This is a genomic window from Streptomyces sp. NPDC111520 (genome assembly GCF_055635295.1).
Window position 1 is genome coordinate 285,220 of the sequence record NZ_JBVKBW010000009.1, and the last position, 25,710, is coordinate 310,929.

At 72.7% G+C, this 25,710-nt stretch carries 23 protein-coding genes; 20 read left to right on the plus strand and 3 right to left on the minus strand.

Annotation, left to right across the window (positions count from 1 at the left end):
• Window positions 1-44: 44 nt before the first annotated feature.
• Window positions 45-1,031 carry a UDP-glucose 4-epimerase GalE gene (galE, locus tag ACZ7MY_RS23190; RefSeq protein ID WP_499604277.1) on the minus strand — a complete coding sequence of 329 codons (987 nt, stop codon included), beginning with the start codon at window positions 1,029-1,031 and terminating at the stop codon, window positions 45-47.
• 967 nt (window positions 1,032-1,998) lie between these two features.
• On the opposite strand from galE, the gene ACZ7MY_RS23195 reads away from it, so the two are divergent.
• The 19 genes from ACZ7MY_RS23195 to ACZ7MY_RS23285 all read left to right on the plus strand — a co-directional run bounded on the left by ACZ7MY_RS23195 (window position 1,999) and on the right by ACZ7MY_RS23285 (window position 23,363).
• A complete protein-coding gene (locus ACZ7MY_RS23195) occupies window positions 1,999-3,777 on the plus strand; it encodes a DUF5941 domain-containing protein (protein ID WP_499604477.1) in 1,779 nt (592 codons plus the stop codon).
• Entirely contained in the window at window positions 3,774-4,523 is a 750-nt protein-coding gene (locus ACZ7MY_RS23200) for a phosphocholine cytidylyltransferase family protein (protein ID WP_499604278.1), read from the plus strand. Before ACZ7MY_RS23195 ends, ACZ7MY_RS23200 begins: the two co-directional genes overlap by 4 nt.
• Window positions 4,511-5,572 (plus strand): iron-containing alcohol dehydrogenase family protein, encoded by a 1,062-nt coding sequence (locus ACZ7MY_RS23205; RefSeq protein WP_499604279.1) that lies wholly within the window; start codon window positions 4,511-4,513, stop codon window positions 5,570-5,572. Before ACZ7MY_RS23200 ends, ACZ7MY_RS23205 begins: the two co-directional genes overlap by 13 nt.
• Window positions 5,550-6,335, plus strand: a complete 786-nt coding sequence (locus ACZ7MY_RS23210) for a CDP-alcohol phosphatidyltransferase family protein (protein WP_499604281.1) — start codon at window positions 5,550-5,552, stop codon at window positions 6,333-6,335. Before ACZ7MY_RS23205 ends, ACZ7MY_RS23210 begins: the two co-directional genes overlap by 23 nt.
• Before the next feature lie 53 nt (window positions 6,336-6,388).
• Window positions 6,389-7,234, plus strand: a complete 846-nt coding sequence (locus ACZ7MY_RS23215) for a glycosyltransferase family 2 protein (protein ID WP_499604479.1) — start codon at window positions 6,389-6,391, stop codon at window positions 7,232-7,234.
• Window positions 7,235-7,308: 74 nt separating this feature from the next.
• Window positions 7,309-8,232 (plus strand): ABC transporter permease, encoded by a 924-nt coding sequence (locus ACZ7MY_RS23220; RefSeq protein WP_499604284.1) that lies wholly within the window; start codon window positions 7,309-7,311, stop codon window positions 8,230-8,232.
• Window positions 8,225-9,019 carry an ABC transporter ATP-binding protein gene (locus ACZ7MY_RS23225; protein WP_499604286.1) on the plus strand — a complete coding sequence of 265 codons (795 nt, stop codon included), beginning with the start codon at window positions 8,225-8,227 and terminating at the stop codon, window positions 9,017-9,019. The genes ACZ7MY_RS23220 and ACZ7MY_RS23225 overlap by 8 nt, the downstream gene beginning before the upstream one ends.
• A 616-nt stretch (window positions 9,020-9,635) precedes the next feature.
• Window positions 9,636-10,556, plus strand: coding sequence for a squalene synthase HpnC (gene hpnC / locus ACZ7MY_RS23230; RefSeq protein ID WP_499604481.1), 921 nt, complete (start codon window positions 9,636-9,638; stop codon window positions 10,554-10,556).
• Window positions 10,557-10,582: 26 nt separating this feature from the next.
• Window positions 10,583-11,491: a presqualene diphosphate synthase HpnD gene (hpnD, locus tag ACZ7MY_RS23235; RefSeq protein WP_499604483.1), complete on the plus strand. Its 909-nt coding sequence runs from the start codon at window positions 10,583-10,585 to the stop codon at window positions 11,489-11,491.
• 186 nt (window positions 11,492-11,677) lie between these two features.
• A complete protein-coding gene (hpnE, locus tag ACZ7MY_RS23240; protein ID WP_499604287.1) occupies window positions 11,678-13,123 on the plus strand; it encodes a hydroxysqualene dehydroxylase HpnE in 1,446 nt (481 codons plus the stop codon).
• Complete coding sequence (locus tag ACZ7MY_RS23245; RefSeq protein WP_499604289.1) at window positions 13,120-14,241, plus strand: polyprenyl synthetase family protein; 1,122 nt, start codon at window positions 13,120-13,122, stop codon at window positions 14,239-14,241. Before hpnE ends, ACZ7MY_RS23245 begins: the two co-directional genes overlap by 4 nt.
• 98 nt (window positions 14,242-14,339) lie before the next feature.
• The gene (gene shc, locus ACZ7MY_RS23250) at window positions 14,340-16,364 is read left to right on the plus strand and encodes a squalene--hopene cyclase (RefSeq protein WP_499604292.1); all 2,025 of its coding nucleotides are present in this window, start codon (window positions 14,340-14,342) and stop codon (window positions 16,362-16,364) included.
• On the plus strand, window positions 16,364-16,966 hold the full coding sequence (locus ACZ7MY_RS23255) for a phosphorylase family protein (RefSeq protein ID WP_499604293.1): 603 nt from the start codon (window positions 16,364-16,366) through the stop codon (window positions 16,964-16,966). Before shc ends, ACZ7MY_RS23255 begins: the two co-directional genes overlap by 1 nt.
• A 5-nt stretch (window positions 16,967-16,971) precedes the next feature.
• A complete protein-coding gene (hpnH, locus tag ACZ7MY_RS23260) occupies window positions 16,972-18,000 on the plus strand; it encodes an adenosyl-hopene transferase HpnH (protein ID WP_499604295.1) in 1,029 nt (342 codons plus the stop codon).
• Window positions 18,001-18,007: 7 nt separating this feature from the next.
• Window positions 18,008-19,174, plus strand: a complete 1,167-nt coding sequence (gene ispG, locus ACZ7MY_RS23265) for a flavodoxin-dependent (E)-4-hydroxy-3-methylbut-2-enyl-diphosphate synthase (protein WP_499604297.1) — start codon at window positions 18,008-18,010, stop codon at window positions 19,172-19,174.
• 37 nt (window positions 19,175-19,211) lie between these two features.
• Window positions 19,212-21,137, plus strand: a complete 1,926-nt coding sequence (gene dxs, locus ACZ7MY_RS23270) for a 1-deoxy-D-xylulose-5-phosphate synthase (RefSeq protein ID WP_499604298.1) — start codon at window positions 19,212-19,214, stop codon at window positions 21,135-21,137.
• On the plus strand, window positions 21,118-22,521 hold the full coding sequence (locus ACZ7MY_RS23275; protein WP_499604300.1) for an aspartate aminotransferase family protein: 1,404 nt from the start codon (window positions 21,118-21,120) through the stop codon (window positions 22,519-22,521). Before dxs ends, ACZ7MY_RS23275 begins: the two co-directional genes overlap by 20 nt.
• An 84-nt stretch (window positions 22,522-22,605) precedes the next feature.
• Window positions 22,606-23,223 carry a helix-turn-helix domain-containing protein gene (locus ACZ7MY_RS23280; protein ID WP_499604301.1) on the plus strand — a complete coding sequence of 206 codons (618 nt, stop codon included), beginning with the start codon at window positions 22,606-22,608 and terminating at the stop codon, window positions 23,221-23,223.
• Window positions 23,224-23,237: 14 nt separating this feature from the next.
• A complete protein-coding gene (locus ACZ7MY_RS23285) occupies window positions 23,238-23,363 on the plus strand; it encodes a DUF6126 family protein (RefSeq protein ID WP_499604303.1) in 126 nt (41 codons plus the stop codon).
• A gap of 40 nt (window positions 23,364-23,403) precedes the next feature.
• Here the strand turns inward: ACZ7MY_RS23285 and ACZ7MY_RS23290 are convergent, their stop codons facing one another.
• Entirely contained in the window at window positions 23,404-24,228 is an 825-nt protein-coding gene (locus tag ACZ7MY_RS23290) for a tyrosine-protein phosphatase (RefSeq protein ID WP_499604304.1), read from the minus strand.
• 245 nt (window positions 24,229-24,473) lie between these two features.
• On the opposite strand from ACZ7MY_RS23290, the gene ACZ7MY_RS23295 reads away from it, so the two are divergent.
• On the plus strand, window positions 24,474-25,265 hold the full coding sequence (locus ACZ7MY_RS23295; protein WP_499604306.1) for an SGNH/GDSL hydrolase family protein: 792 nt from the start codon (window positions 24,474-24,476) through the stop codon (window positions 25,263-25,265).
• Between the two features lie 42 nt (window positions 25,266-25,307).
• Here the strand turns inward: ACZ7MY_RS23295 and ACZ7MY_RS23300 are convergent, their stop codons facing one another.
• Complete coding sequence (locus ACZ7MY_RS23300; protein WP_499604308.1) at window positions 25,308-25,688, minus strand: ATP-binding protein; 381 nt, start codon at window positions 25,686-25,688, stop codon at window positions 25,308-25,310.
• Window positions 25,689-25,710 lie beyond the last annotated feature (22 nt).

Genomic DNA, 25,710 nt, shown 5'->3' on the forward strand with positions numbered 1-25,710 from the left:
CTGCGGCGATGGACCGCGTCACGGCCGCGGGGGAACGCCGGTGGTCAGGCGCCCCGCGCCTCCGGGTGGTTCAGGCACCATCCGTCCCACGCGGACTCGACCATCTCGCGGACCCCGCGGCTCGCCGTCCAGCCCAGCTCCCGGCGGATCAGCTCGGACGAGGCGACCACGCTCGCCGGGTCGCCCGCGCGCCGCGGCAGGATCACCGGCTCGACGTCCTTGCGGCCGGTGACCTCCAGGACGACGTCGATCAGCTCCCGGACGGAGACGCCCTCGCCGCGGCCGATGTTCACCGTCAGGTCGGCGGCGCCGTCTCGCTCACCGACCCAGCGGGCCGCCGCGAGGTGGGCGTCGGCGAGGTCCTCGACGTGGATGTAGTCCCGCACGCACGTGCCGTCGGGGGTCGGGTAGTCGTCCCCGAAGATCTGCGGGGCCTCGCCGCGGGTCAGTCTGTCGAAGACCATCGGGACGATGTTGAACACCCCGGTGTCGGCCAGCCGGGGCTCGGCCGCCCCCGCGACGTTGAAGTAGCGCAGGCACGCGGTGGAGATCCCGTGCGCCCGCCCGGCCGCCCGGACCAGCCACTCGCCGGCCAGCTTGGTCTCGCCGTACGGGCTGATCGGCAGGCACGGCGTGGACTCCGTCACCAACGGCACGTCGGGCAGGCCGTACACGGCGGCGGAGGAGGAGAAGACGAAGCGGCCGATGCCGGCCTCCGCCACCGCCTCCAGCAGCGTCCCGAGGCCGCCGAGGTTCTCCCGGTAGTAGCGCAGCGGCTGCTCGACCGACTCGCCGACCTGCTTCCGGGCGGCCAGGTGCACGACACCCGTGACCCCGTGCGCGGTGATCGCCTCGTCCAGCACGGCCCGGTCCAGCACGGAACCGGTCACCACCGGGACGTCCGCGGGCACCCTGGCCGGCACACCGGCCGAGCCGTCGTCGAGCACGACCACGCGCTCGCCCGCGCTGCTCATCGCCCGCACCACGTGAGATCCGATGAAGCCGGCCCCGCCGGTGATCAACCAAGTCATGGGCGCCACCCTAGTGGCTCCGCCGGCGGCCCCATCCCCCTCGGGCCTCCCACTGGCCGGTACCCGACGCCCCGGCTCCCCCTGCGGTGCCGGGCCGCCCGCGCGCCGGGGTGCTGGTTCCGGCCGGTCACCGGCGACGTGCGGCCCGGCGGCAGCGCTGCGGGGGAGGAGGCCCTGCGCTGCGCGCCCCCGAAACCCCTCCGCGTCAGCCGGGAGTGCGGGCTCGCTTCCTTGGGCTCCCGCCGGGGCTCGGCATGCGGCCGCCCGCGTCGGCGCCGTGGGCGATCGCCGAGTGGCCCGCGGCGGGGTGCTGGGTCCGGGCGGTCGCCGGCGATGGGGCTTCGGCTGCAGCACCGTAGGGGAGAGTCTGCACGCCCCCGAAGCCGCTCCGTGTCGGCGGGAGTGCGGGCCCGCTCCTTTGGGCTGCCGCCGGGGCTCGACCCGGGGGAGGCGTCGCGCCGCCAGGCGCAGGACCGGGGCGGTGTCGAGCCGCCGGGTGGGGACCGGGCCCGGGCCGTCCGCGTCGTTGCCGTAGTCGTCCGCCGAGCGGCCGGGCCGCGGACCCGGGGCAGGGCACGCGGCAGGGGAGCGCGGGGCCGCACCCCGCCGGGGATCGGTGTGGGGCGCCGACCCCGGGCGAGGCGTCGCGCCCGGTGGCGCATGGCCGCCGCGGAGAGCCCCCCGACAGAAGCCCCGGGCGCTCCCTCCGGGCCGGGGGGAGACCGGCGTACGGACACCCACCGTGACGCCCCGCATACGAGGCGTACCGGGCGTTGTCGGGGCCTCCGCGATCGGCGATGATGATCACGCCCGGTGGCCCACCGCAGGGGAAACGGCCGGTGAACGGAGCCTTCCGGGAATCCGATAGCCTCTGCCGACACAGCCCCGCGCGGTGCGTCACGAACCTGTGCGGCGGCGTCCCCGGAAGGCGCCGGGCACACACGCACGTCCAGGGAGATGAGTCCTTCTGTCGACCGCCATCCTCACCGGTCCGCGGGTCGCGTCGTCGCCGATCGAGGGCGACATGCGGCAGCTCGGCTTCGAGGTCGTCACCGCGGAGGACGCCGCCTCGCTCGCCGCACGCCTGCGGGCCGTCCCCGCGGCCGAGCCCGTCGCCGTGGTCGACCCGCGCTTCGTCGGGCACGTGCACGCACTGCGCCTCGGGCTGACCGACCCCCGCTTCGACGCCTCCGCCCTGCCCGGTGCCGTCTCGGTGCGCCCGGCCGCCCGCGCCGCCCTGGTGCGGGCCGTCGCGGAGAACGGGAACGGGGACGAGGGGGGTGAGGGCGAGACCCTCGCCGACCGGCTCGCCGCCCGCATGGACAAGGACGGCGTGCCCGTCCACCGCCCCGAGCTGGGCGTCCTGGTCGCGACCGTCCCCGCCGACGCCGCGGCGCGGGCGGGCGCGGAGGCGGCCGTCGCCGCCGTCGACGACGAGGCGGTGCGGCTGCGCAGCGCCGTGAAGTCCCGCGACGGCTTCTTCACCACGTTCTTCATCAGCCCCTACTCCCGCTACATCGCGCGCTGGTGCGCCCGCCGCGGGCTCACCCCGAACCAGGTGACCACCGCCTCGCTGCTGGTGGCCCTGATCGCGGCCGGCTGCGCGGCCACCGGCACCCGGCCGGGCTTCGTCGCCGCGGGTGTGCTGCTGCTCACGTCGTTCGTCCTGGACTGCACCGACGGCCAGCTGGCCCGGTACTCGCTGCAGTACTCCACGCTCGGCGCCTGGCTGGACGCCACCTTCGACCGCGCCAAGGAGTACGCCTACTACGCGGGCCTCGCGCTCGGCGCGGCCCGCGGCGGCGACGACGTCTGGGCGCTGGCGCTCGGCGCCATGGTGCTGCAGACCTGCCGCCACGTCGTGGACTTCGCCTTCGCCGAGACCAGCCAGGACGCCGGGACCGGCGCCGCGGTGCTCTCCCGGAAGCTCGACCGCGTCGGCTGGACGGTGTGGCTGCGCCGCATGATCGTGCTGCCCATCGGCGAACGCTGGGCGCTGATCGCGGTCCTCACGGCGGCGACCACGCCGCGCGTCACCTTCATCGTGCTCATCGCCGCCTGCGGGCTCGCGGCCTGCTACACCACCGCGGGCCGCGTGCTGCGCTCGCTGCGCCGCAGGACGCCCTCCGGTGCCGCCGCCGCCCGCGCGCTGACCGACCTCGCCGACACGGGGCCGCTCGGCGAGGGCCTCATCCGTCTCTTCCGGGGCCGCGGCGTCCCCACCGCCGCGCTGCTGGGCGCGGCAGTGATGATCGCCACGTCGATGCTCGCCCCGGCAGGCAGTCCGTGGCCGCTCGTCGCGGCCGGCGGCTACGCCGTGACGTCGGCGCTCGCGGTGTCCCGGCCGCTCAAGGGAGCCCTCGACTGGATCGTGCCGCCGGTCTTCCGCGCGGCCGAATACGCAACCATTCTGGTGCTCGCGGCGGTCTCCCATGTGAACGGGGCATTGCCCGCGGCTTTCGGGCTGGTGGCCGCTGTCGCCTACCATCACTACGACACGGTGTACCGCATCCGCGGCGGGACCGGGGCGCCCCCGCGGGGCCTGGTCCGCGCGACGGGCGGTCACGAGGGCCGGGCACTGCTGGTCACCGCGGCGGCCGCGGCCCTGGCGCACAACACGGGTTTCACGGTCGCGCTGACGGTCCTCGCCGTCGCGCTGGCGGTGGTGGTGCTCACCGAGAGCATCGGCTTCTGGGTGTCCTCACAAGCACCCGCTGTACACGACGAAACTGGAGGACCTGCATGATCGGCCTCGTGCTGGCGGCCGGCGCCGGACGGCGACTGCGCCCCTACACCGACACCCTGCCGAAGGCCCTGGTGCCGGTGGACCCGGCGGGTGAGGGCACCACCACCGTGCTGGACCTCACGCTGGGCAACTTCGCCGAGGTCGGCCTGACCGAGGCCGCCATCGTCGTGGGCTACCGCAAGGAGGCCGTCTACGAGCGGCAGGCCGAGCTGGAGGCCAAGTACGGCCTCAAGCTCCACCTCGTCGAGAACGACAAGGCCGAGGAGTGGAACAACGCCTACTCCCTGTGGTGCGCGCGTGACGTCATCAAGGAAGGCGTCATCCTCGCCAACGGCGACACCGTGCACCCGGTCTCGGTGGAGCGGACCCTGCTCGCCGCCCGCGGCGACGGGCAGCGCATCATCCTCGCCCTCGACACGGTCAAGCAGCTGGCCGACGAGGAGATGAAGGTGATCACCGCCGAGGGCAAGGGCGTCCAGCGGATCACCAAGCTGATGGACCCGGCCTCCGCGACCGGCGAGTACATCGGCGTCACCCTCATCGAGGGCGAGGCGGGCGCCGAGCTCGCCGACGCGCTGAAGGCCACCTTCGAGCGCGACCCGCAGCTGTACTACGAGGACGGCTACCAGGAGCTCGTCAACCGCGGCTTCCAGGTCGACGTCGCCCCCATCGGCGAGGTCTCCTGGGTCGAGATCGACAACCACGACGACCTCAACCGTGCCCGGGAGATCGCGTGCCGGTACTGACGAGGCTCATCCCCTCGCCGGTCGTCGTCGACATCCGTGCCGGAGCCCTGGACGACCTGGCGGGCGTACTCGCCGACCAGCGCATCTCCAGTTCCGGCAGGCTCGCCATCGCGATAAGCGGCGGCTCCGGGGCCGTACTGCGCGACCGGCTCGCCCCGGCGCTGCCGGGCGCGGACTGGTACGAGGTCGCCGGGGGCACCATCGACGGCGCGGTGAAGCTGGCCGACGCCATGCGCGGCAGCCGCTACGACGCGGTGGTCGGGCTCGGCGGCGGCAAGATCATCGACGCCGCCAAGTACGCCGCCGCGCGCGTCGGCCTGCCGTTGGTGGCGGTCGCGACCAACCTGTCGCACGACGGCATCTGCTCGCCGGTGTCCACCCTGGACAACGACAACGGCCGCGGCTCCTACGGCGTGCCGACCCCGATCGGGCTCGTCGTCGACCTCGACGTGATCCGCGAGGCCCCGGTCCGCTACGTGCGCTCCGGCATCGGCGACGCGCTGTCCAACATCTCGGCGATCGCGGACTGGGAGCTGTCCCACCGCGAGACCGGGGAGCCGATCGACGGGCTGGCCGCCGCCATGGCGCGCACCGCCGGCGAGTCGGTCCTCCGGCACCCCGGGGGCACGGGCGAGGACGAGTTCCTGACCGTGCTGTCCGAGGCGCTCGTGCTCACCGGCATCGCGATGTCGGTCAGCGGCGACAGCCGCCCCGCCTCCGGGGCGTGCCACGAGATCAGCCACGCGATCGACCTGCTGTACCCCAAGCGGGCCGCCGCCCACGGCGAGCAGGTCGGCATCGGTGCCGCCTTCGCCATGTTCCTGCGCGGCGCCGAGGACGAGGCCGGCCTCTTCGCGGAGGTCCTGCACCGCCACGGGCTGCCCACCACGCCGGGTGAAATCGGCTTCACGGAGGCCGAGTTCGTCACGGCCGTCGCCTACGCTCCGCAGACCCGCCCCGGGCGTTACACGATCCTGGAGCACCTGGAGCTCTCCACCGACCAGATCAGGGACGCATACGCCGACTATGCCAAAACCATCGGTAGCTGAGCTGCGGCCGGTCGTTCACCCCTCCGGGCTGAAGGACCGTCGCAGCGGTGAGCACTGGGCCGGGCGCATCTACATGCGCGAGATCTCGCTGCGCTGGACCCGGCACCTGGTCAACAGCCGGGTGACCCCCAACCAGCTCACGTACCTCATGATCGTCGCGGGCATCGCGGCCGGCGCGGCGCTGCTGGTGCCGGGCCTCGCCGGTGCCGTCGCGGGTGCCTTGCTGATCCAGCTGTACCTGCTGCTGGACTGCGTCGACGGCGAGGTCGCGCGCTGGCGCAAGCAGACCTCGATCACCGGCGTCTACCTCGACCGGGTGGGGCACTACCTGTCCGAGGCGGCGCTGCTGGTCGGCTTCGGCGTGCGCGCGGCCGACGTCTTCCACCGCGACGGCGCCACCACCCAGTGGGGCTGGGCCTTCCTCGGGACGCTGGCCGCGCTCGGCGCGATCCTGATCAAGGCCGAGACGGACCTGGTGGACGTGGCCCGCACCCGCAGCGGCCTGCCCGCCGTGCAGGACGAGGCCTCCGTGCCCCGCTCGTCCGGCCTGGCGGTGGCCCGCAGGGCTGCGGCCGCGCTGAAGTTCCACCGGCTGGTGGGCGGCGTCGAGGCCTCGCTGCTGATCCTCGCCGCCGGCGTCGCGGACTCCGTCCACGGCGACCTGCTGTTCACCCGCATCGCCGTCTGCCTCCTGGCCGCCATCGCCGTGCTGCAGACGCTGCTGCACCTGGTGTCGATCCTCGCGTCGAGCAGGCTGAGGTGAGCGCCGTGGGGACGTCGGCCGGAACGATCCGCCTCGGCGCGGTGATCATCACCATGGGCAACCGCCCCGAGGAGCTGCGCGACCTGCTGGACTCGGTCGCCAAGCAGCGCGGCCCGGCGATCGAGGTCGCCGTGGTCGGCAACGGTTCGCCGCTGCCCGAGCTGCCCGCCGGGGTGCGGTCCGTCGAGCTGCCCGAGAACCTGGGCATCCCCGGCGGCCGCAACGTCGGCATCGAGGCCTTCGGCCCCGGCGGCAGCGAGGTGGACGTCCTGCTCTTCCTGGACGACGACGGGTTGCTGCCGAACGAGGACACCGGGGAGCTGGTCCGCCAGGCCTTCGCCGCGGACCCCGCGCTCGGCATCGTCAGCTTCCGGATCGCCGACCCGGACTCCGGGACCACCCAGCGCCGCCACGTCCCCCGGCTGCGGGCCTCCGACCCCCTGCGCTCCTCACGCGTCACCACCTTCCTCGGCGGCGCCAACGCGGTGCGCACGGAGGTCTTCCGGGAGGTCGGCGGCCTGCCCGACGAGTTCTTCTACGCCCACGAGGAGACCGACCTCGCGTGGCGGGCCCTCGACGCGGGCTGGATGATCGACTACCGCGCCGACATGGTGCTGTTCCACCCGCTGACCGCCCCCTCGCGGCACGCGGTCTACCACCGCATGGTGGCCCGCAACCGCGTGTGGCTGGCCCGCCGCAACCTCCCGTGGACCCTGGTCCCCGTCTACCTCGGCGTGTGGTTGCTGCTGACCCTCCTGCGCAGGCCCTCGGGCCCCGCGCTCAGAGCGTGGTTCGGCGGTTTCAAGGAGGGCTGGACGACCCCGAGCGGCCCGCGCCGGCCCATGCGGTGGCGGACCGTGTGGCGTCTCGCCCGACTGGGCCGGCCCCCGATCATCTGACAAGCTCGGACGAAGAGTGACCCCGCGCGGCGGGCCCCGGCCCGTGGCGCACCAAGAGGACGAAAGTGTCAACTGTGAGCGAGACAACGCACGACGGTGCGGTCGCCGTGGGCGCAGTGCCCCCGGCGGGCGGCGGTCCCTCGCCGTCCGAGCTGGCGGCCAGGTACGGCCTGTCCGTCAGCGGCGCACGGCCGGGCCTCGTCGAGTACGTACGGCAGCTGTGGAGCCGCCGTCACTTCATCTCGGCGTTCGCCCGGGCCCGCGTGTCGGCGCAGTACACCCAGGCCCGGCTGGGCCAGCTCTGGCAGGTGCTGACGCCGCTGCTCAACGCGGCCGTCTACTACTTCATCTTCGGCCTGCTGCTGGGCACCGACCGGGGTGTCGACAACTTCATCGCCTTCCTGGTCACGGGCGTCTTCATCTTCACCTTCACCCAGTCCTCGGTGCTCGCGGGGGTGCGCGCGGTCTCGGGCAACCTCGGGCTAATCCGCGCGCTGCACTTCCCGCGCGCGAGCCTGCCGATCGCCTTCACCCTGGTGCAGTTGCAGCAGCTGCTGATGTCGATGTTCGTGCTGCTGGCGATCGTGCTGATGACCGGCGAGGTGCCCGGGCCGTCGTGGGTGCTGGTGGTGCCCGCGCTCGTCCTGCAATGCGTCTTCAACGCGGGCCTGGCGCTGGTGATGGCGCGGCTCGGCAGCAAGATGACCGACCTCGCGCAGCTGATGCCGTTCATCCTGCGGACCTGGATGTACGCCTCCGGTGTCATGTACAGCATCAGCCACTTCGCGGCGCACGCGCCGGCCCCGGTCAAGATCTTCCTGGACGTCAACCCCGCGGCCGTCTACATCGACCTGATGCGTTTCGCGCTGATCGACAGCTTCACCTCCGAGCAGCTGCCCCCGCACGTGTGGGCGCTGGCGCTGGGCTGGGCCGTGGTCATGGGCGTCGGGGGCTTCGTGTACTTCTGGAAGGCCGAGGAGAGGTACGGCCGTGGCTGAGCACGACGACACCGCCGTGGGCGGCGAGCGCATCCCCACCGTGATCGTGGACGACCTGCACATCGTGTACCGGGTGCACGGCGCCGGCTCGGGCAAGGGCAGCGCCGTCGGGGCCCTGTCCCGGCTGGTCACCCGCAAGGGCGGCAACCCGAACGTCCGCAAGGTGCACGCCGTGCGCGGCGTGAGCTTCACCGCCTACCGCGGCGAGGCGATCGGCCTGATCGGCTCCAACGGCTCGGGCAAGTCCACCATGCTGCGCGCCATCGCCGGCCTGCTGCCCGCCGAGAGCGGCAGGGTCTTCACCGAGGGCCAGCCCTCGCTGCTCGGCGTGAACGCCGCCCTGATGAACGACCTGACCGGCGAGCGCAACATCATCCTCGGCGGCCTCGCGATGGGCATGTCGCAGGAGGAGGTGCGGCGGCGCTACGAGGAGATCGTCGAGTTCTCCGGGATCAACGAGAAGGGCGACTTCATCTCGCTCCCGATGCGGACGTACTCCTCCGGCATGGCGGCGCGCCTGCGCTTCTCGATCGCCGCGGCCAAGAGCCACGACGTCCTGATGATCGACGAGGCGCTCGCCACCGGTGACCGCTCCTTCCAGAAGCGCTCCGAGGCGCGGATCCGCGAGCTGCGCAAGGAGGCCGGCACGGTCTTCCTGGTCAGCCACAACAACAAGTCGATCCGCGACACCTGCGACCGCGTGCTGTGGCTGGAGAAGGGCGAGCTGCGCATGGACGGCCCCACGGGCGTCGTCCTGAAGGCGTACGAGGAGTTCACCGCGAAGTGACCCCGCGGACCGGCCCGCGCCCCCGCCCGGGGGCGCGGGCCGGCGCACGTCCGGGGCCGGGGAACGCGACCGCCGGGCGCACCGGTGCGCCGCGCGGGCCCCGCGGGCCCCGCGGTCTCCCGCGAACTCTCCCCTACCCGCGCGGCGTTCGGCCGCGCCCCCGCCCCGTCCCGGTCGCCGTGCGCCGGGACGCCGTCCGGGCTCCCCGCGGATACGCCAAGTGAGTGGGCGCGCGCCCGGCGCATCCGCGGCGCGCGGTTCGCGGGGCGAATGGGGCTGATGATTTTCCCGGGATTTTGCGAGACACCGGGGACGGGAACCCGCGGTTTGTGCGTTGCTGCTTTCGGATCCACATCGGTCCGCCCCCCGGCGCACGCCGGAGCGGGTCCGCGCCGTAAGCTGTAGCGGTGCTCAATCGCCGGATCTCGGGCGATACGTCCGGAGAATCGGTTCGAGTGCAGGGACAGCCCGGAGCAGGAATTATAGGAGCGGCGTGTCCGAAATTGGGTGTAATGGGCTATCGGTGTAGAACGGGGGATGTGACGGAAATGGCTCTGTGGACCCCTGGGGAGAAAGCACCCACCGCCCGCACACCGGGACGTCCACGGTGACCGGTCTGAAGCCCGAGGCACGGGCGGTCACGGTGCCGGACCCCCATTCACGTGCCGTCCTCGACAAGGCGGCCCGCGAGAACTTCCCCGTCGCCCCCTTCTTCCTGCCCCGCTCCTGGCGCGCCGACCTGATGGCGGTCTACGGCTTCGCCCGGCTCGTCGACGACATCGGCGACGGGGACCTCGCTGACGGCGGCCGCACGGACGCCGTACGCCTGGGACTGCCGGCGGAGGCCGCCGGGGACCGCCTCGCCATGCTCGACGCCTTCGAGGCGGACCTGCGCCGGGTCTTCGACGCCGGTCCCGACGACATCCACCACCCGCTGCTGCGGGCGCTGGTGCCGACCGTCCGGCGCCACGGCCTGACGCCGGCCCCCTTCCTCGGCCTCGTCGAGGCCAACCGCCAGGACCAGACCGTCCGCCGCTACACCACCTACGCGGACCTGCTCGCCTACTGCGAGCTCTCGGCGAACCCGGTCGGCCGGCTCGTGCTCGGCATCACCGGAACCGCGACCCCCGAGCGGATCCGCCGCTCGGACGCGATCTGCACCGCGCTGCAGATCGTCGAACACCTCCAGGACGTGGCCGAGGACCTCGGCCGCGACCGTATCTATCTGCCCGCCGAGGACATGAAGCGCTTCGGCGTCACCGAAACCGATCTCACCGCCGCGACCGCGGGCGCACAGGTGCGCGCACTGGTTGCGTACGAAGCGGAACGCGCCCGAGACCTCCTGAATGAAGGCACCCCCTTGGTGGGTAGCGTCCACGGCAGGCTCAGGCTGTTGCTCGCCGGGTTCGCCGGAGGAGGCCGCGCCGCCCTGCGGGCGATCGCGGACGCGGGGTACGACGTGCTGCCCGGGCCGCCGAAGGCGGGCAGGTTGAGCCTGCTGCGCGAGGTGGGGTCGACATTGCGAAGAGAGGGGTGAGCCGGACTGTGAACGGCTCCGATCGCATGTCCGGACCCGTGCTCGCGGCCTACCGCTACTGCGAGGTCGTCACCGGCCACGAGGCCCGGAACTTCGCCTACGGCATCCGGCTCCTGCCCACCCCCAAGAGGCAGGCCATGTCCGCCCTCTACGCCTTCTCCCGGCGGGTGGACGACATCGGCGACGGCGACCTCGACCTCCCCGAGAAGCAGCAGCGGCTGGACGGCACCCGGGCCCTGCTCGCCCGGGTACGGGACGGCGCGGTCACCGAGGACGACACCGACCCGGTGGCCGTCGCGCTCACCGACGCCGCCCGCCGCTTCCCGCTCCCGCTCGGCGGGCTCGACGAGCTGATCGACGGCGTCCAGATGGACCTGCGCGGCGACACCTACGAGACGTGGGACGACCTCGCGTCCTACTGCCGCTGCGTCGCCGGCGCCATCGGCCGGCTCTCGCTCGGCGTCTTCGGCACCCTGCCCGGCGCGCCCGGCCGGGAGCGCGCGGCGGAGTACGCGGACACCCTGGGCCTCGCCCTGCAACTCACCAACATCCTGCGGGACCTGCGCGAGGACGCCGCCAACGGGCGCACCTACCTGCCCGCGGACGACCTCGCGAAGTTCGGCTGTTCCGGCGGCTTCCTCACCGACACCCCGCCGCCCGGGTCCGACTTCGCGGGCCTGATCGAGTACGAGGTGAAGCGGGCCCGCGCCCTGTTCGCCGAGGGGTACCGGCTGCTGCCCATGCTGGACCGCCGCAGCGGTGCCTGCGTCTCCGCCATGGCCGGCATCTACCGCCGCCTCCTGGAGCGCATCGCCGCCGACCCCGAGGCCGTGCTGCGCGGCCGGGTCTCGCTGCCCGGTCACCAGAAGGCGTACGTCGCGGCGCGCGGCCTCGCCGGTCTCGACGCCCGTCGTGCCGCCAGGGGGCGCGCGTGACACCCGCTCCACCGGCCGCGGGCCCCTTCGCCCGCACCGGCAAAAGCACCGCAACCGGCACGGGAGCGGCAGCGTCGCGGAAAACCGGCGTTTTCCGCCGCCGTGAGGCAACCGCCGCCGTGCCGGAGGCGTCACTGTCGGCAATGGTGCTCCGTGCCTCGCACGGCGGCACCCGGGGGAGGACTCATGGCTGAGCGGACGGCCGTCGTGATCGGCGGCGGGCTCGCGGGCACGACGGCGGCACTGGCACTGGCCGACGCCGGGCTGCGCGTCACCCTGCTCGAGGCCCGGCCCCGGCTCGGCGGGCTCGCGTTCTCCTTCCGGCGCGGTGACCTGACGGTCGACAACGGCCAGCACGTCTTCCTGCGCTGCTGCGTCGCCTACCTGCGGTTCCTCGACCGCATCGACGCGGCCGACCTGGTCACCCTCCAGGACCGGCTCGACGTGCCCGTGCTGGACGTCGCGACCCCGCGGCCCCGGCTCGGCCGGCTGCGCCGCGCGGGCCTTCCCGTACCGCTGCATCTGGCCGCGAGCCTGGCCACCTACCCGCACCTGTCCCTGGCCGAGCGGGCGTCCGTCGGGCGGGCCGCGCTCGCGCTGCGCTCGCTCGACCCCGCCGACCCGGCGCTCGACGACGTGGACTTCGGTACCTGGCTGCGCGAGCACGGCCAGTCGGACCGGACCGTCGAGGCGCTGTGGGACCTGGTCGGCGTGGCCACGCTCAACGCCACGGCGGGCGAGGCGTCACTGGCCCTGGCCGCCAAGGTCTTCAAGACCGGTCTGCTCTCCGCGCCGGGTGCCGCGGACATCGGCTGGGCCGCCCGGCCGCTCGGCGAGCTGCACGACGACCGTGCCCGCACCGCCCTGGACAAGGCGGGCGTGCGCACCCTGCTGCGCGCCCGCGCCACCTCGCTCACCCGCACGGACGCGCCCGAGCCGGTACGGTCCGGCGGCGGCGGCCGCGGCGACGACGGCCCGGTCTGGGAGGTCGAGGCCGAGACCGGACCGGGGCGCGCCGAACGCTTCACCGCCGACGCCGTCGTCCTCGCCGTGCCGCAGCAGGAGGCCCACGGCCTGCTGCCCGCCGGCGCCCTGGCCGACCCGGACGCGCTGCTGCGCATCGGCACCGCGCCGATCCTCAACGTCCACGTGGTGTACGACCGCCAGGTCATGCGGCAGCCCTTCTTCGCCGCCCTCGGCAGCCCCGTGCAGTGGGTCTTCGACCGCACGGAGCACTCCGGCCTGACCGGCGGCGGCCAGTACGTCGCCCTGTCCCAGTCGGCGGCCCAGGAGGAGATCGACCTCCCCGTGGCCGAACTGCGGGAGCGCTACCTGCCGGAGCTGGAGCGCCTGCTCCCGGCCGCGCGCGAAGCCGCCGTACTGGATTTCTTCGTCACCAGGGAACGGACCGCGACCTTCGCGCCCGCCCCCGGTGTCGGCGCCCTCCGCCCGGGTTCCCGCACCCGGGCGGAAGGCGTCTGGCTCGCCGGCGCGTGGACCGCCACCGGCTGGCCCGCGACGATGGAAAGCGCGGTCCGCAGCGGTTTGCAGGCCTCCCGAGCAGCTTTGACCGCCCTCCGCCATCCCTTCGACCCACGTACCTTCGCAATCGAAGGCCTGGAGCCGGTATGAGCATGACCAGTGCAATCAGAGGAGAGAATGTGACCGCTGGCAACGAGCAGATGACCGCGGGCGTCGACAGAGGGACCGTGACCGCGCTCCTGGAGCGCGGCCGGGAGCTGTCCACGCCGGTGCTGCGCGCCGCCGTGGACCGCCTCGCACCCCCGATGGACACCGTCGCCGCCTACCACTTCGGATGGATCGACGCCGCGGGCAACCCGACCCACGGCGACAGCGGCAAGGCCGTACGTCCCGCACTCGCACTGCTGTCCGCCGAGGCGGCGGGCGCCGCCCCCGAGGTGGGCGTCCCCGGCGCGGTCGCCGTGGAACTGGTGCACAACTTCTCGCTGCTGCACGACGACCTGATGGACGGTGACGAGCAGCGCCGCCACCGCGACACCGTGTGGAAGGTGCACGGCCCCGCCCAGGCCATCCTGGTCGGCGACGCGCTCTTCGCCCTCGCCAACGAGATCCTGCTGGAGCAGGGCACCGTCGAGGCCGGCCGGGCCACCCGCCGGATCACCACCGCCACCCGGAAGCTGATCGACGGTCAGGCCCAGGACATCTCCTTCGAGCACCGCGAGCGGGTCACCGTCGAGGAGTGCCTGGAGATGGAGGGCAACAAGACCGGCGCCCTCCTGGCCTGTGCCTCCTCCATCGGGGCGGTGCTCGGCGGGGCCTCCGAGGCCGACGCCGACGCCCTGGAGGAGTACGGTTACCACCTCGGCCTGGCCTTCCAGGCCATCGACGACCTGCTCGGCATCTGGGGCGACCCGGCCGCCACCGGCAAGCAGACCTGGAGCGACCTGCGCCAGCGCAAGAAGTCCCTCCCGGTGGTCGCGGCGCTGGCCGCGGGAGGCTCCGCCTCGCAGCGCCTGGCCGAACTCCTCGCCGCGGACGCGAAGGCCGCGGATTCCTCCGACCGCAATGACATCGAGTCCTTCGACGAGGAAGAGTTCGCGACGCGCGCGGCGTTGATCGAGGAGGCCGGCGGTCGGGAATGGACCTCCCGGGAAGCCCGCCGGCAGTACGCCACCGCCATCGCCGCACTCGACAAAATGGACATGCCGGGAGAAGTTCACCGTAAGCTCGTGGGCCTGGCGGATTTCGTGGTGGTTCGCGAGAAGTAACGACACAACTGGAGCGCAGTACGTCGCCGGCCGGGCGCGCGTGACGGCCGACGGCAGCCCCAACACCGCAGACGGAACGACTGTGCAAAGGGGAAGCCATGACAGCGACGACCGACGGCGGTCCCGGGGGCGAGGCGGCCCGCGGGACACCCTCGGCCAGAACGAGGACCGCGGGCGCGATCCCGGAACCGGCGTCAGGCGCCGGGCCCGGCCTCACCGGCCGGACCGAGGAGCTCGCGGCCGAGGCCGCGCGCCGGGCCACCGGCCACCTGCTGGCCCGTCAGCACCCTGACGGCTGGTGGAAGGGCGACCTCGAGACCAACGTCACGATGGACGCCGAGGACCTGCTGCTCCGTCAGTTCCTCGGCATCCAGGACGAGAGGGTCACCGAGGCCGCCGCCCGCTGGATCAGGTCCCAGCAGCGCGAGGACGGGGCCTGGCCCACCTTCCACGGCGGCCCCGCCGACCTGTCGGCCACCGTCGAGGCCTACGTCGCGCTGCGGCTCGCCGGCGACGCCCCGGAGGAGCCGTGGATGGCCGCCGCGGCGGCCCACGTCCGCGAGCGCGGCGGCATCGCCCGCGCACGGGTCTTCACCCGGATCTGGCTCGCGCTCTTCGGCTGGTGGCGCTGGGAGGACCTGCCGGAACTGCCGCCCGAGCTCATCTACCTGCCCAAGTGGGTCCCGCTCAACATCTACTCCTTCGCCAGCTGGGCCCGGCAGACCATCGTGCCGCTGACCATCGTGGCCGCCCACCGGCCGGTACGGCCCGCCCCGTTCGTCCTCGACGAACTGCACACCGACCCCGCGCGGCCCAACCCGTCGCTTCCCCTGGCGCCGCTGTCCAGCTGGGACGGGTTCTTCCAGCGGGTCGACCGGGCCCTGCACGCCTACCGCAAGGTCAGCGTGCGCCCGCTGCGGCGGGCCGCGATGCGTTCGGCGGCGCGCTGGATCATCGAACGCCAGGAGAACGACGGCTGCTTCGGCGGCATCCAGCCGCCCGCCGTGTACTCCGTCATCGCGCTCCACCTGCTCGGCTACGACCTCGACCACCCCGTGCTGCGCGCCGGACTCAAGGCGCTGGACGAGTTCGCGGTCTGGCCGGACAAGGACACGCGGATGATCGAGGCGTGCCAGTCCCCGGTCTGGGACACCTGCCTGGCCACCATCGCGCTGGCCGACGCGGGCGTGCCCGCCGACGACCCGGCCCTGGTCAAGGCGGCGGAGTGGATGCTGGGGGAGCAGATCACCAAGTCCGGCGACTGGGCCGTGCAGCGGCCCGGGCTGCCCTCCGGCGGCTGGGCGTTCGAGTTCCAGAACGACACCTACCCCGACATCGACGACACCGCGGAGGTCGTCCTCGCCCTGCTCAGGGTCGACCACCCGGACCCGGAACGGATGAAGGCCTCGGTCGACCGCGGGGTGCGCTGGAACGTCGGGATGCAGTCGAAGAACGGCGCCTGGGGCGCCTTCGACGCCGACAACACCAGCGCCTTCCCCAATCGGCTGCCCTTCTGCGACTTCGGCGAGGTCATCGACCCGCCGTCGGCCGACGTCACGGCCCACGTGGTCGAGATGCTGGCCGCCCTCGGCCTGGAGCACGCCCCGCACACCCGGCGCGGGATCGACTGGCTGCTCGCCGAACAGGAGCGCAACGGCGCCTGGTTCGGCCGCTGGGGCGTCAACTACATCTACGGCACCGGATCGGTGGTCCCGGCCCTCGTGGCGGCGGGCCTCCCGGCGGGCCACCCCGCGATCCGGCGGGCCGTGGCCTGGCTGGAGACCGTGCAGAACGAGGACGGGGGCTGGGGCGAGGACCTGCGCTCGTACTCCTCCGCCGAGTGGATCGGGCGGGGCGAGTCCACCGCCTCCCAGACGGCCTGGGCGCTGCTGGCGCTGCTGGCGGCCGGGGAACGCGACGGCGAGGCGGTGCGTCGCGGGGTGCACTGGCTGGCCCGGACCCAGAAGGAGGACGGGTCCTGGGACGAGCCGTACTTCACCGGCACGGGCTTCCCCAGGGACTTCTCCATCAACTACCACCTCTACCGGATGGTCTTCCCGCTCACCGCCCTCGGGCGCTACGTGCGCGGCGAGCCGTTCGGCGGGCTACGGAAGGGGGCCTGATGGGGCCTTCCGGCCCACCTCTGCTCATCGTCTGCGCGCTGCGGGTGGAACGGTTCGCCCTGCGCGGCGGCGACCGCAGCCACGCCGCCGGCCCGGTCGCCTTCGTCCGCACGGGCATGGGGCCGCAGGCCGCGGAACGCGCCGTCACCGCCGCGCTGCGCGACCCCGCCCTCGACCGTGCGGCGGTCCTCACGACCGGCTTCTGCGCCGGGCTGGCCCCCGGGATGCGGCCCGGCGACGTGGTCGTCGCCGACGAGCCGCACGACGGGGAATCACTCGCCGCCGCCCTCAAGGCGGCGGGACACACCGTGCACGTGGGCCGGCTCGCGGAGTCGGACCACGTCGTACGGGGCCCGGAGCGGGCGGCGCTCCGGGCCACCGGTGCCGTCGCCGTCGACATGGAGTCGGCGGCGATGATGCGGGCCGCGCTCGCCCGGGGTCCACGCCCGGTCGCCGCGGCCCGTGTGGTCGTCGACACGCCCGAGTTCGAGCTCGTGCGGGTCGGCACGCTCCGCACGGGGATCAAGGCTTTCCGCGTGCTGAGGGACCTTCTTCCTGCCTTTCTCGATTGGCACCGCTCTACTGCGCTCCCCTGGAGGTGAGCTAGATGGCCATGCCGCTCCGACAGTCCATCAGGGTCGGCACCTATCTCTTCGAACAGAAAATGCTCCGCAGGCGTGAGAAGTTCCCGCTCATCGTCGAGCTCGAGCCACTCTTCGCGTGCAACCTGAAATGCGAGGGGTGCGGGAAGATCCAGCACCCGGCGGGCGTGCTGAAGCAGCGCATGCCGGTGGCCCAGGCGGTGGGAGCCGTCCTGGAATCGGGCGCGCCGATGGTGTCGATCGCCGGCGGCGAACCCCTGATGCACCCGCAGATCGACGAGATCGTGCGGCAGCTGGTGGCGAAGAAGAAGTACGTCTTCCTCTGCACCAACGCCATGCTGCTGCGCAAGAAGATGGACAAGTTCACCCCCTCGCCGTACTTCGCCTTCGCCGTGCACATCGACGGACTGCGCGAGCGGCACGACGAGTCGGTCGCCAAGGAAGGCGTGTTCGACGAGGCGGTGGAGGCGATCAAGGAGGCCAAGCGGCGCGGTTTCCGGGTCACCACCAATTCGACCTTCTTCAACACCGACACCCCGCAGACGGTCATCGAGGTGCTCAACTTCCTCAATGACGACCTGCACGTCGACGAGATGATGATCTCGCCGGCGTACGCCTACGAGAAGGCTCCCGACCAGGAGCACTTCCTGGGCGTGGAGCAGACCCGCGAATTGTTCAAGAAGGCCTTCTCCGGGGGCAACCGGCAGAAGTGGCGGCTCAACCACAGCCCCCTCTTCCTGGACTTCCTCGAGGGAAAGGTCGACTTCCCCTGCACCGCCTGGGCGATCCCCAACTACTCCCTGTTCGGCTGGCAGCGCCCCTGCTACCTCATGAGCGACGGATACGTGACCACGTACAAGGAGCTCGTCGAGGACACCGACTGGAGCAAGTACGGCCGCGGCAAGGACCCGCGCTGCGCCAACTGCATGGCGCACTGCGGCTACGAGCCGACCGCCGTCCTGGCCACGATGACCTCCCTCAAGGAGTCCATCAGGGCCACCCGGGAGACCGTCACGGGCAACCGCGGGAAGTGACGTCGCGATGACAGCTGTCGAGCCCGTTGCGCTCGGCCTGCCCTCCGTACCGGCCCGGCCGCTCGCGGAGCGCCGCCGTTCGCGGCGCATCCAGGTCGGGCCGGTGGCGGTGGGCGGCGACGCCCCCGTCTCGGTCCAGTCCATGACGACGACGCCCACCGCCGACGTCAACGCGACCCTGCAGCAGATCGCCGAACTGACGGCCGCCGGCTGCCAGATCGTCCGGGTGGCCTGTCCCTCGCAGGACGACGCCGACGCGCTGCCGCAGATCGCGAGGAAGTCGCAGATCCCGGTGATCGCGGACATCCACTTCCAGCCGAAGTACGTCTTCGCGGCGATCGACGCGGGGTGTGCGGCGGTGCGGGTGAACCCGGGCAACATCCGGCAGTTCGACGACAAGGTGAAGGAGATCGCGAAGGCGGCCTCCGACGCCGGCACCCCGATCCGGATCGGTGTGAACGCCGGGTCGCTCGACAAGCGGCTGCTGGAGAAGTACGGCAAGGCGACGCCCGAGGCGCTGGTGGAGTCGGCGCTGTGGGAGTGCTCGCTGTTCGAGGAGCACGGCTTCCGGGACATCAAGATCTCGGTGAAGCACAACGACCCGGTGGTGATGGTCAACGCGTACCGGCTGCTGGCGGCGCAGTGCGACTACCCGCTGCACCTGGGCGTGACCGAGGCGGGTCCGGCGTTCCAGGGCACGATCAAGTCGGCGGTGGCGTTCGGTGCGCTGCTGAGCGAGGGGATCGGTGACACGATCCGGGTGTCGCTGTCGGCGCCTCCCGCGGAGGAGGTCAAGGTCGGCATCCAGATCCTGGAGTCGCTGAACCTGCGGCAGCGGCGGCTGGAGATCGTCTCGTGCCCGTCGTGCGGGCGGGCGCAGGTGGATGTGTACAAGCTGGCGGACCAGGTGACGGCGGGTCTGGAGGGCATGGAGGTCCCGCTGCGGGTCGCGGTGATGGGCTGTGTCGTCAACGGCCCGGGTGAGGCGCGCGAGGCGGACCTGGGGGTGGCCTCGGGCAACGGCAAGGGGCAGATCTTCGTCAAGGGCGAGGTCATCAAGACCGTCCCCGAGTCGAAGATCGTCGAGACCCTCATCGAAGAGGCCATGAAGCTCGCCGAGCGCATGCAGGCCGACGGAGCGCCGTCAGGAGAGCCCCAGATCAGTGTGAGCTAAAGCGAAACAATCCCCGGTAGGGGAGCGAGGTGGGAAAGTGTCGCTGCTCGAGAACATCCGTGGTCCACGCGACCTGAAGGCCCTTCCGCCGGAGCGGCTGGGCGAACTCGCCGTGGAGATCCGTGAATTCCTGGTCCAGGCGGTGGCCAGGACCGGGGGGCACCTGGGACCCAATCTGGGCGTGGTCGAGCTGACGGTCGCCCTGCACCGGGTCTTCGACTCGCCGGCCGACCGCATCCTGTGGGACACGGGTCACCAGTCCTACGTGCACAAGATCCTGACCGGCCGTCAGGACTTCTCCAAACTGCGCGGCAAGGGCGGCCTGTCGGGCTACCCCTCACGCGCCGAGTCCGAGCACGACGTCATCGAGAACAGCCACGCCTCCACGGTGCTGGGCTGGGCCGACGGCCTCGCCAAGGCCAACCAGGTGCTCGGCCGGCAGGACCACGTCGTGGCAGTCATCGGCGACGGCGCCCTCACCGGCGGCATGGCCTGGGAGGCGCTGAACAACATCGCCGCCGCCAAGGACCGCCCGCTGATCATCGTCGTCAACGACAACGAGCGCTCCTACGCGCCCACCATCGGCGGCCTCGCCAGCCACCTGGCCACCCTGCGCACCACCGACGGCTACGAGCGTTTCCTGGCCTGGGGCAAGCAGGTGCTCCAGCAGACGCCCGTCGTCGGCAAGCCGCTCTACGAGTCCCTGCACGGCGCCAAGAAGGGCTTCAAGGACGCCTTCGCCCCGCAGGGCCTGTTCGAGGACCTGGGCCTGAAGTACCTCGGCCCGATCGACGGCCACGACGTCGCCGCGGTCGAGTCGGCGCTGCGCCGGGCCCGGCGCTTCCACGGCCCCGTGCTCGTGCACTGCCTCACCGAGAAGGGCCGCGGTTACGCCTTCGCCGAGCGCGACGAGGCGGACCGCTTCCACGCGGTGGGCGCCATGGACCCGCTCACCTGCGAACCGCTCACTCCGTCCAGCGGCCCGAAGTGGACCTCGGTCTTCGGCAACGAGATGGTCAGGATCGGCGCGGAGCGCCCGGAGGTCGTGGCCATCACCGCGGCCATGCTGCAGCCGGTGGGGCTGGAGAAGTTCGCCAAGGCCTTCCCGCGCCGCGTCTACGACGTCGGCATCGCCGAGCAGCACGCGGCGGTCTCCGCGGCGGGCCTGGCGACCGGCGGCCTGCACCCGGTGGTCGCCGTCTACGCGACCTTCCTCAACCGCGCCTTCGACCAGGTGCTGATGGACGTCGCGCTCCACAAGTGCGGCGTCACCTTCGTGCTGGACCGGGCGGGCGTCACCGGCGACGACGGCGCCTCGCACAACGGCATGTGGGACATGTCGATCCTCCAGGTCGTCCCGGGCCTGCGGATCGCCGCGCCGCGCGACGCCGACCAACTGCGCGCCCAGCTGCGGGAGGCCATCGACGTGGACGACGCGCCCACCGTCGTCCGCTTCCCCAAGGAGACCGTCGGCGAGGCGCTGCCGGCCATCGACCGGGTGGGCGGCATGGACGTGCTGCACCGCGGCGACCGGCCGGACGTGCTCATGGTCTCCGTCGGCGCCCTCGGTTCGGTCTCCCTGGCCGCGGCCGCCCTGCTGCGCGAACGCGGCGTCGGCGTCACGGTCGTCGACCCTCGCTGGGTCAAGCCGCTCGACGCGGAACTCCCCGCGCTCGCCGCCCGGCACCGCATGGTCGCCGTCATCGAGGACAACGGCCGTGCCGGGGGCGTCGGTTCGGCCGTCGCGCAGGCCCTGCGGGACGCCGAGACCGATGTGCCGGTCCGTGACTTCGGCATCCCGCAGCAGTTCCTGGCGCACGCCAAGCGCGGCGAGGTGCTCGCCGACATCGGGCTCACCCCCGCCGAGATCGCCGGCCGGATCGGGGCCACCCTGGCCCGTCTCGCGGCGGAGCAGCAGTACCCGGACGAGAGGCACGTGAGCGATGACACCGCCCGATCCTGAACCCAAGGGGTTCGACCTGGCGACCCTGCTGGCCGAGCGCGGAGCCGAGCGCTACGACCTGCACGCCAGGTACCTCAACCACCAGTTGCCGCGCATGCTGCACACCATCGGCTTCGACAAGGTCTACGAGCGGGCCGAGGGCGCGTACTTCTGGGACGACGAGGGCCGGGACCACCTCGACATGCTCGCCGGCTTCGGGGTGATGGGCCTGGGCCGGCACCACCCCGTCGTCCGCAAGGCGCTGCACGACGTCCTGGACGCCGGGCTGGCGGACCTCACCCGCTTCGACTGCCAGCCGCTGCCGGGGCTGCTCGCGGAGAAGCTGCTGTCGTACGCGCCGGGCCTGGACCGGGTGTTCTTCGGCAACAGCGGCACCGAGGCGGTCGAGACGGCCCTGAAGTTCGCCCGCTACGCCACCGGCAGGACCCGGGTTCTCTACTGCGACCACGCGTTCCACGGGCTCACCACCGGCTCGCTGTCCGTCAACGGCGAGGGCGGCTTCCGGGAGGGCTTCGACCCGCTGCTCCCGGACACCGCCGTGCCCCTGGGCGACCTGGCGGCCCTGGAGCGGGAGCTGGCCAAGGGTGACGTGGCCGCGCTGATCGTCGAGCCGATCCAGGGCAAGGGCGTGCACGCCGCGCCGCCCGGCTACCTGCGGGCGGCGCAGGAGCTGCTGCACCGGCACAAGGCGCTGCTGATCGCCGACGAGGTGCAGACCGGCATCGGCCGCACCGGTGACTTCTTCGCCTACCAGCACGAGGAGGGCGTCGAGCCGGACCTGGTGTGCGTGGCCAAGGCCCTGTCGGGCGGCTACGTGCCGGTGGGCGCCACCCTCGGCAAGGACTGGATCTTCAAGAAGGTCTACTCGTCCATGGACCGGGTGCTGGTGCACTCCGCCAGCTTCGGCTCCAACGCCCAGGCCATGGCCGCGGGGCTGGCCACCCTCGCGGTGATGGAGGACGAGAAGGTCGTCGAGAACGCCCGGGTCACCGGGGACCTGCTCCGTGACCGGCTCGCCGCCCTCGTGGACCGCTACGAGCTGCTGCACGAGGTCCGCGGCCGGGGACTGATGATCGGCATCGAGTTCGGCCGTCCGAAGTCACTGGGGCTGCGCGGCCGCTGGACGATGCTGCAGGCGGCCCGCAAGGGCCTGTTCGCGCAGATGGTGGTCGTGCCGCTGCTGCAGCGGCACCGCATCCTCACCCAGGTCTCCGGGGACCACCTGGAGGTGATCAAACTGATCCCTCCGCTGGTCATCGGGGAGCGCGAGGTGGACCGCTTCGTGGACGCCTTCACCGCCGTGATGGACGACGCACACGGCGGCGGTGGCCTGATGTGGGAGTTCGGCAGGACACTGGTGAAGCAGGCGGTCGCCCACCGCTGACCGGGCCCGCCGAGGGCCCCTGGGTTCTTTGCCCCTGAGGCAAGCTTTTTGCCTCAGGGGCGAACCGCGGCTATACCTGAGTGCATGACCTCACCATCCGCGGACGAGGCGCCCCTGCCGGACGTCGCCCCCCAGCTGCGCGCGCTGCGCCGCCGGGGCGGGCTGACGCTGGAGGCGGCCGCCGCCCGCGCCGGGCTCTCGCCCGCGCACCTGTCCCGGCTGGAGACCGGCCGGCGGCAGCCCTCGCTCCCCATGCTGCTGTCCCTCGCCCGCACCTACGGCACCACGGTGTCCGACCTGCTCGGCGAGACCTCCGCGGAGCGCGACCCCGTCGTCCGCGGCGGTTCCGTACCGCCCGCGGAGGCCGGCGGCTGGACGTACTGGCCGGCCGGGAACCCCGGGCGGGCCATGCAGGCGCTGCGGCTGCACGTTCCCCCCGGCCCCCAGGAGGGGCTGGTGCGCGTCCACGCCGGGGAGGAGTGGCTGTACGTCCTCAAGGGGGAGCTGCGGCTCACCCTCGGGGAGGCCGTGCACCGCCTGGTGCCCGGCGACAGCTCCCACTTCGACTCGCTCACCCCGCACCGTATCGCCGCGGCCTCGCCGGACGGTGTCGACCTGCTGTTCGTCCACACGCTGCTGCGGAGTTCCGTCGCGGAGCTGTGCCTGGGCGACGGCCGTTCCCCGCGCCCGCACGGCGCATGACGAGAGGACTGACCGTGTCCGGCGAATCCCGCGACAAGGCCCCCATGGGCTTCAAGGTGCGCGCCTTCATCTACCTGGTGGGGGTCCACGTCATCGCCGCGTTCTTCTTCCTGATCTTCCACCTGGCCGGGGCCAAGTAGGGCGGGTCCGGCTTCGTTCCGCCGGCCCGGCCCCCGTCGGTCAGGCCGGCCGCGCGCCGTCCAGGAAGAGCGCGCGCAGCCGCTCGCGCCGCGCCGGCGTGAGGCCGAGCCCTTCCTCCAGGTAGCGGTCCGCCGAGCCCCAGTGCTCGTCGATGGTGTCGAAGGCGGTCTCCAGGTACTCCTTGCGCGCGTCGAAGAGCGGGCCGAGCAGCTCCATGACCTCGGGCGTGTTCGCCGGCTCCGCGTCCTCGCCGCGCCGGATGTGGTAACGGCGGTGCGCCTCGTTGCTCTTGAGGTAGTCCTCCACGATCGCGTCGCGCTCGACCCCGAGGGCGAGCAGGATGACGGCGATAGAGGTGCCCGCCCGGTCCTTGCCCGCGGCGCAGTGCAGCAGCGCCGGTACCGACTCGTCCTCGGTGAGCAGTTCGAGCATGCGGGTGTGCTCGGCGGTGCGGTCCAGCACGATGCGGCGGTACGCCCCCACCATGCGCGCGGCGGCGCGTCCCTCGCCGAGGATCTCGCGCAGCGCCGCGACGTCGCCGTCGCGGACGGTGGTCCAGAACTCGGCGCCCTGGGCGGGGTCGCTCAGCGGCATGTTCACGTTGCGGACGCCGGGCAGGTCGACGTCCGGGCCCTCCAGCCTGATGTCGGAGGCGTTGCGGAAGTCGAAGACGGTGTGCAGTCCGAGGGAGGACAGGAAGCCGGCGTCCTCGGCCGTGGCGTGGGCCAGGTGGCCGCTGCGGAAGAGCCGCCCGTACCGCACCCGGCGGCCGTCGGTCGTCGGGAGGCCGCCGACGTCACGGAAGTTGCGCACCCCGGTCAGTTCGGGTTCCGACGGGACGGGCTGCGGCGTCTGCTCGGTCACCGGCGCTCCTTCGCTCAGCGGCCGGGCGGTGCGGGTCACCGGCGGCCGGACCACTCCCGACCTTACGGCACCCCGGGCGGCGCCGTACCGGCCGGTATGTGATCGGGGACGGGGGCCGCCGCGGCGCGGGAGGGAGGCCGTCTTATTCCGTTTCCGGCGGATCCGGGCGGGTGGGATAGATCACCCCCCGTCAACCCCTGGTTACGGTGGCGTAGGTCACTTGAGGAGGTGAAGTATGTGCTGACGTGCCAGACGATTCGAAGAGAAACAACAGTGAGGCCATCGGGTCGTACACAGCCGTGGGGGACAGCTTCACGGAAGGTGTAGGCGATCCGGCTCCCGACGGGACGTTCATCGGCTGGGCCGACCGGCTGGCGGTCCTCCTCTCCGACCGCCGCCCCGAGCACGACTTCCGCTACGCCAACCTCGCCGTGCGCGGCCGCCTCCTCGACCAGATCGTCGAGGAGCAGGTGCCGCGGGCCGTGGAGCTCGCGCCCGACCTCGTGACCTTCTGCGCGGGCGGCAACGACATCCTGCGTCCCGGCAGCGATCCCGACGACGTCGCGGAGCGCTACGAGGCGGCGGTCGCCCGCCTCACCTCCGCCGTCGGCACGGTCGTGCTGTGCACGGGCTTCGACACCCGCGGCATCCCCGTGCTGCGGCACCTGCGTGGCAAGATCGCCACCTACACGGCCCATGTGCGTGCCATCGCCGACCGGTACGACTCCCCGGTGCTGGACCTGTGGTCGCTCCGTTCGGTCCAGGACCGCAGGGCCTGGGACGCCGACCGCCTCCACCTGTCGCCCGAGGGGCACACCAGGGTCGCCCTGCGCGCCGCGCAGGTGCTGGGGCTCGAGGTGCCGGCCGACCCCGACCAGGCGTGGCCGCCGGAGCCGTTCCGCGCGCCCGCCGACATCCGCCGCGACAACATCCAGTGGGCCCGCGAGTACCTGGTGCCCTGGATCGGCCGGCGGCTGCGCGGGGAGTCCTCCGGCGACAACGTGGTGCCCAAGCGCCCGGACCTGCTGCCGCTCTAGCCGGCCGCCGGCGGTCCCGGCGCGTCGGCCTGCGGGGCGGCCTCAGAAGGGCTGCGCCCCGGGGGCGAGTTCGGCCCACACGACACGGCCGCCGCCGTCGTCGGTGGGCCGGACGCCCCATGCCTGCGAGAGCGCGCCCACCAGCAGCAGGCCGCGCCCGCCCTCCTCGTCCACGCCCGCCGCCCGCGGCCGGGGCGCAGTCGGCGCGCGCCCCTGGTCGCTGACCTCGAGCCGCAGCCGGGCGCCGTCGTAGCGCAACCCGCAGGTGATGAACTCACTGCCGGTGTGCATGACGGCGTTGGTGAAGAGCTCGGAAACGATCATCTCGGCGTCGTCGCGCAGTCCCTCGTCCGCCTCCCACTCCCGCAGCCGTGCCAGCACGCGATGGCGTGCGTCGGCGACGGAGGACCCGTGGGCGGGCAAACGGAACAGGTCCTGGCAGCGA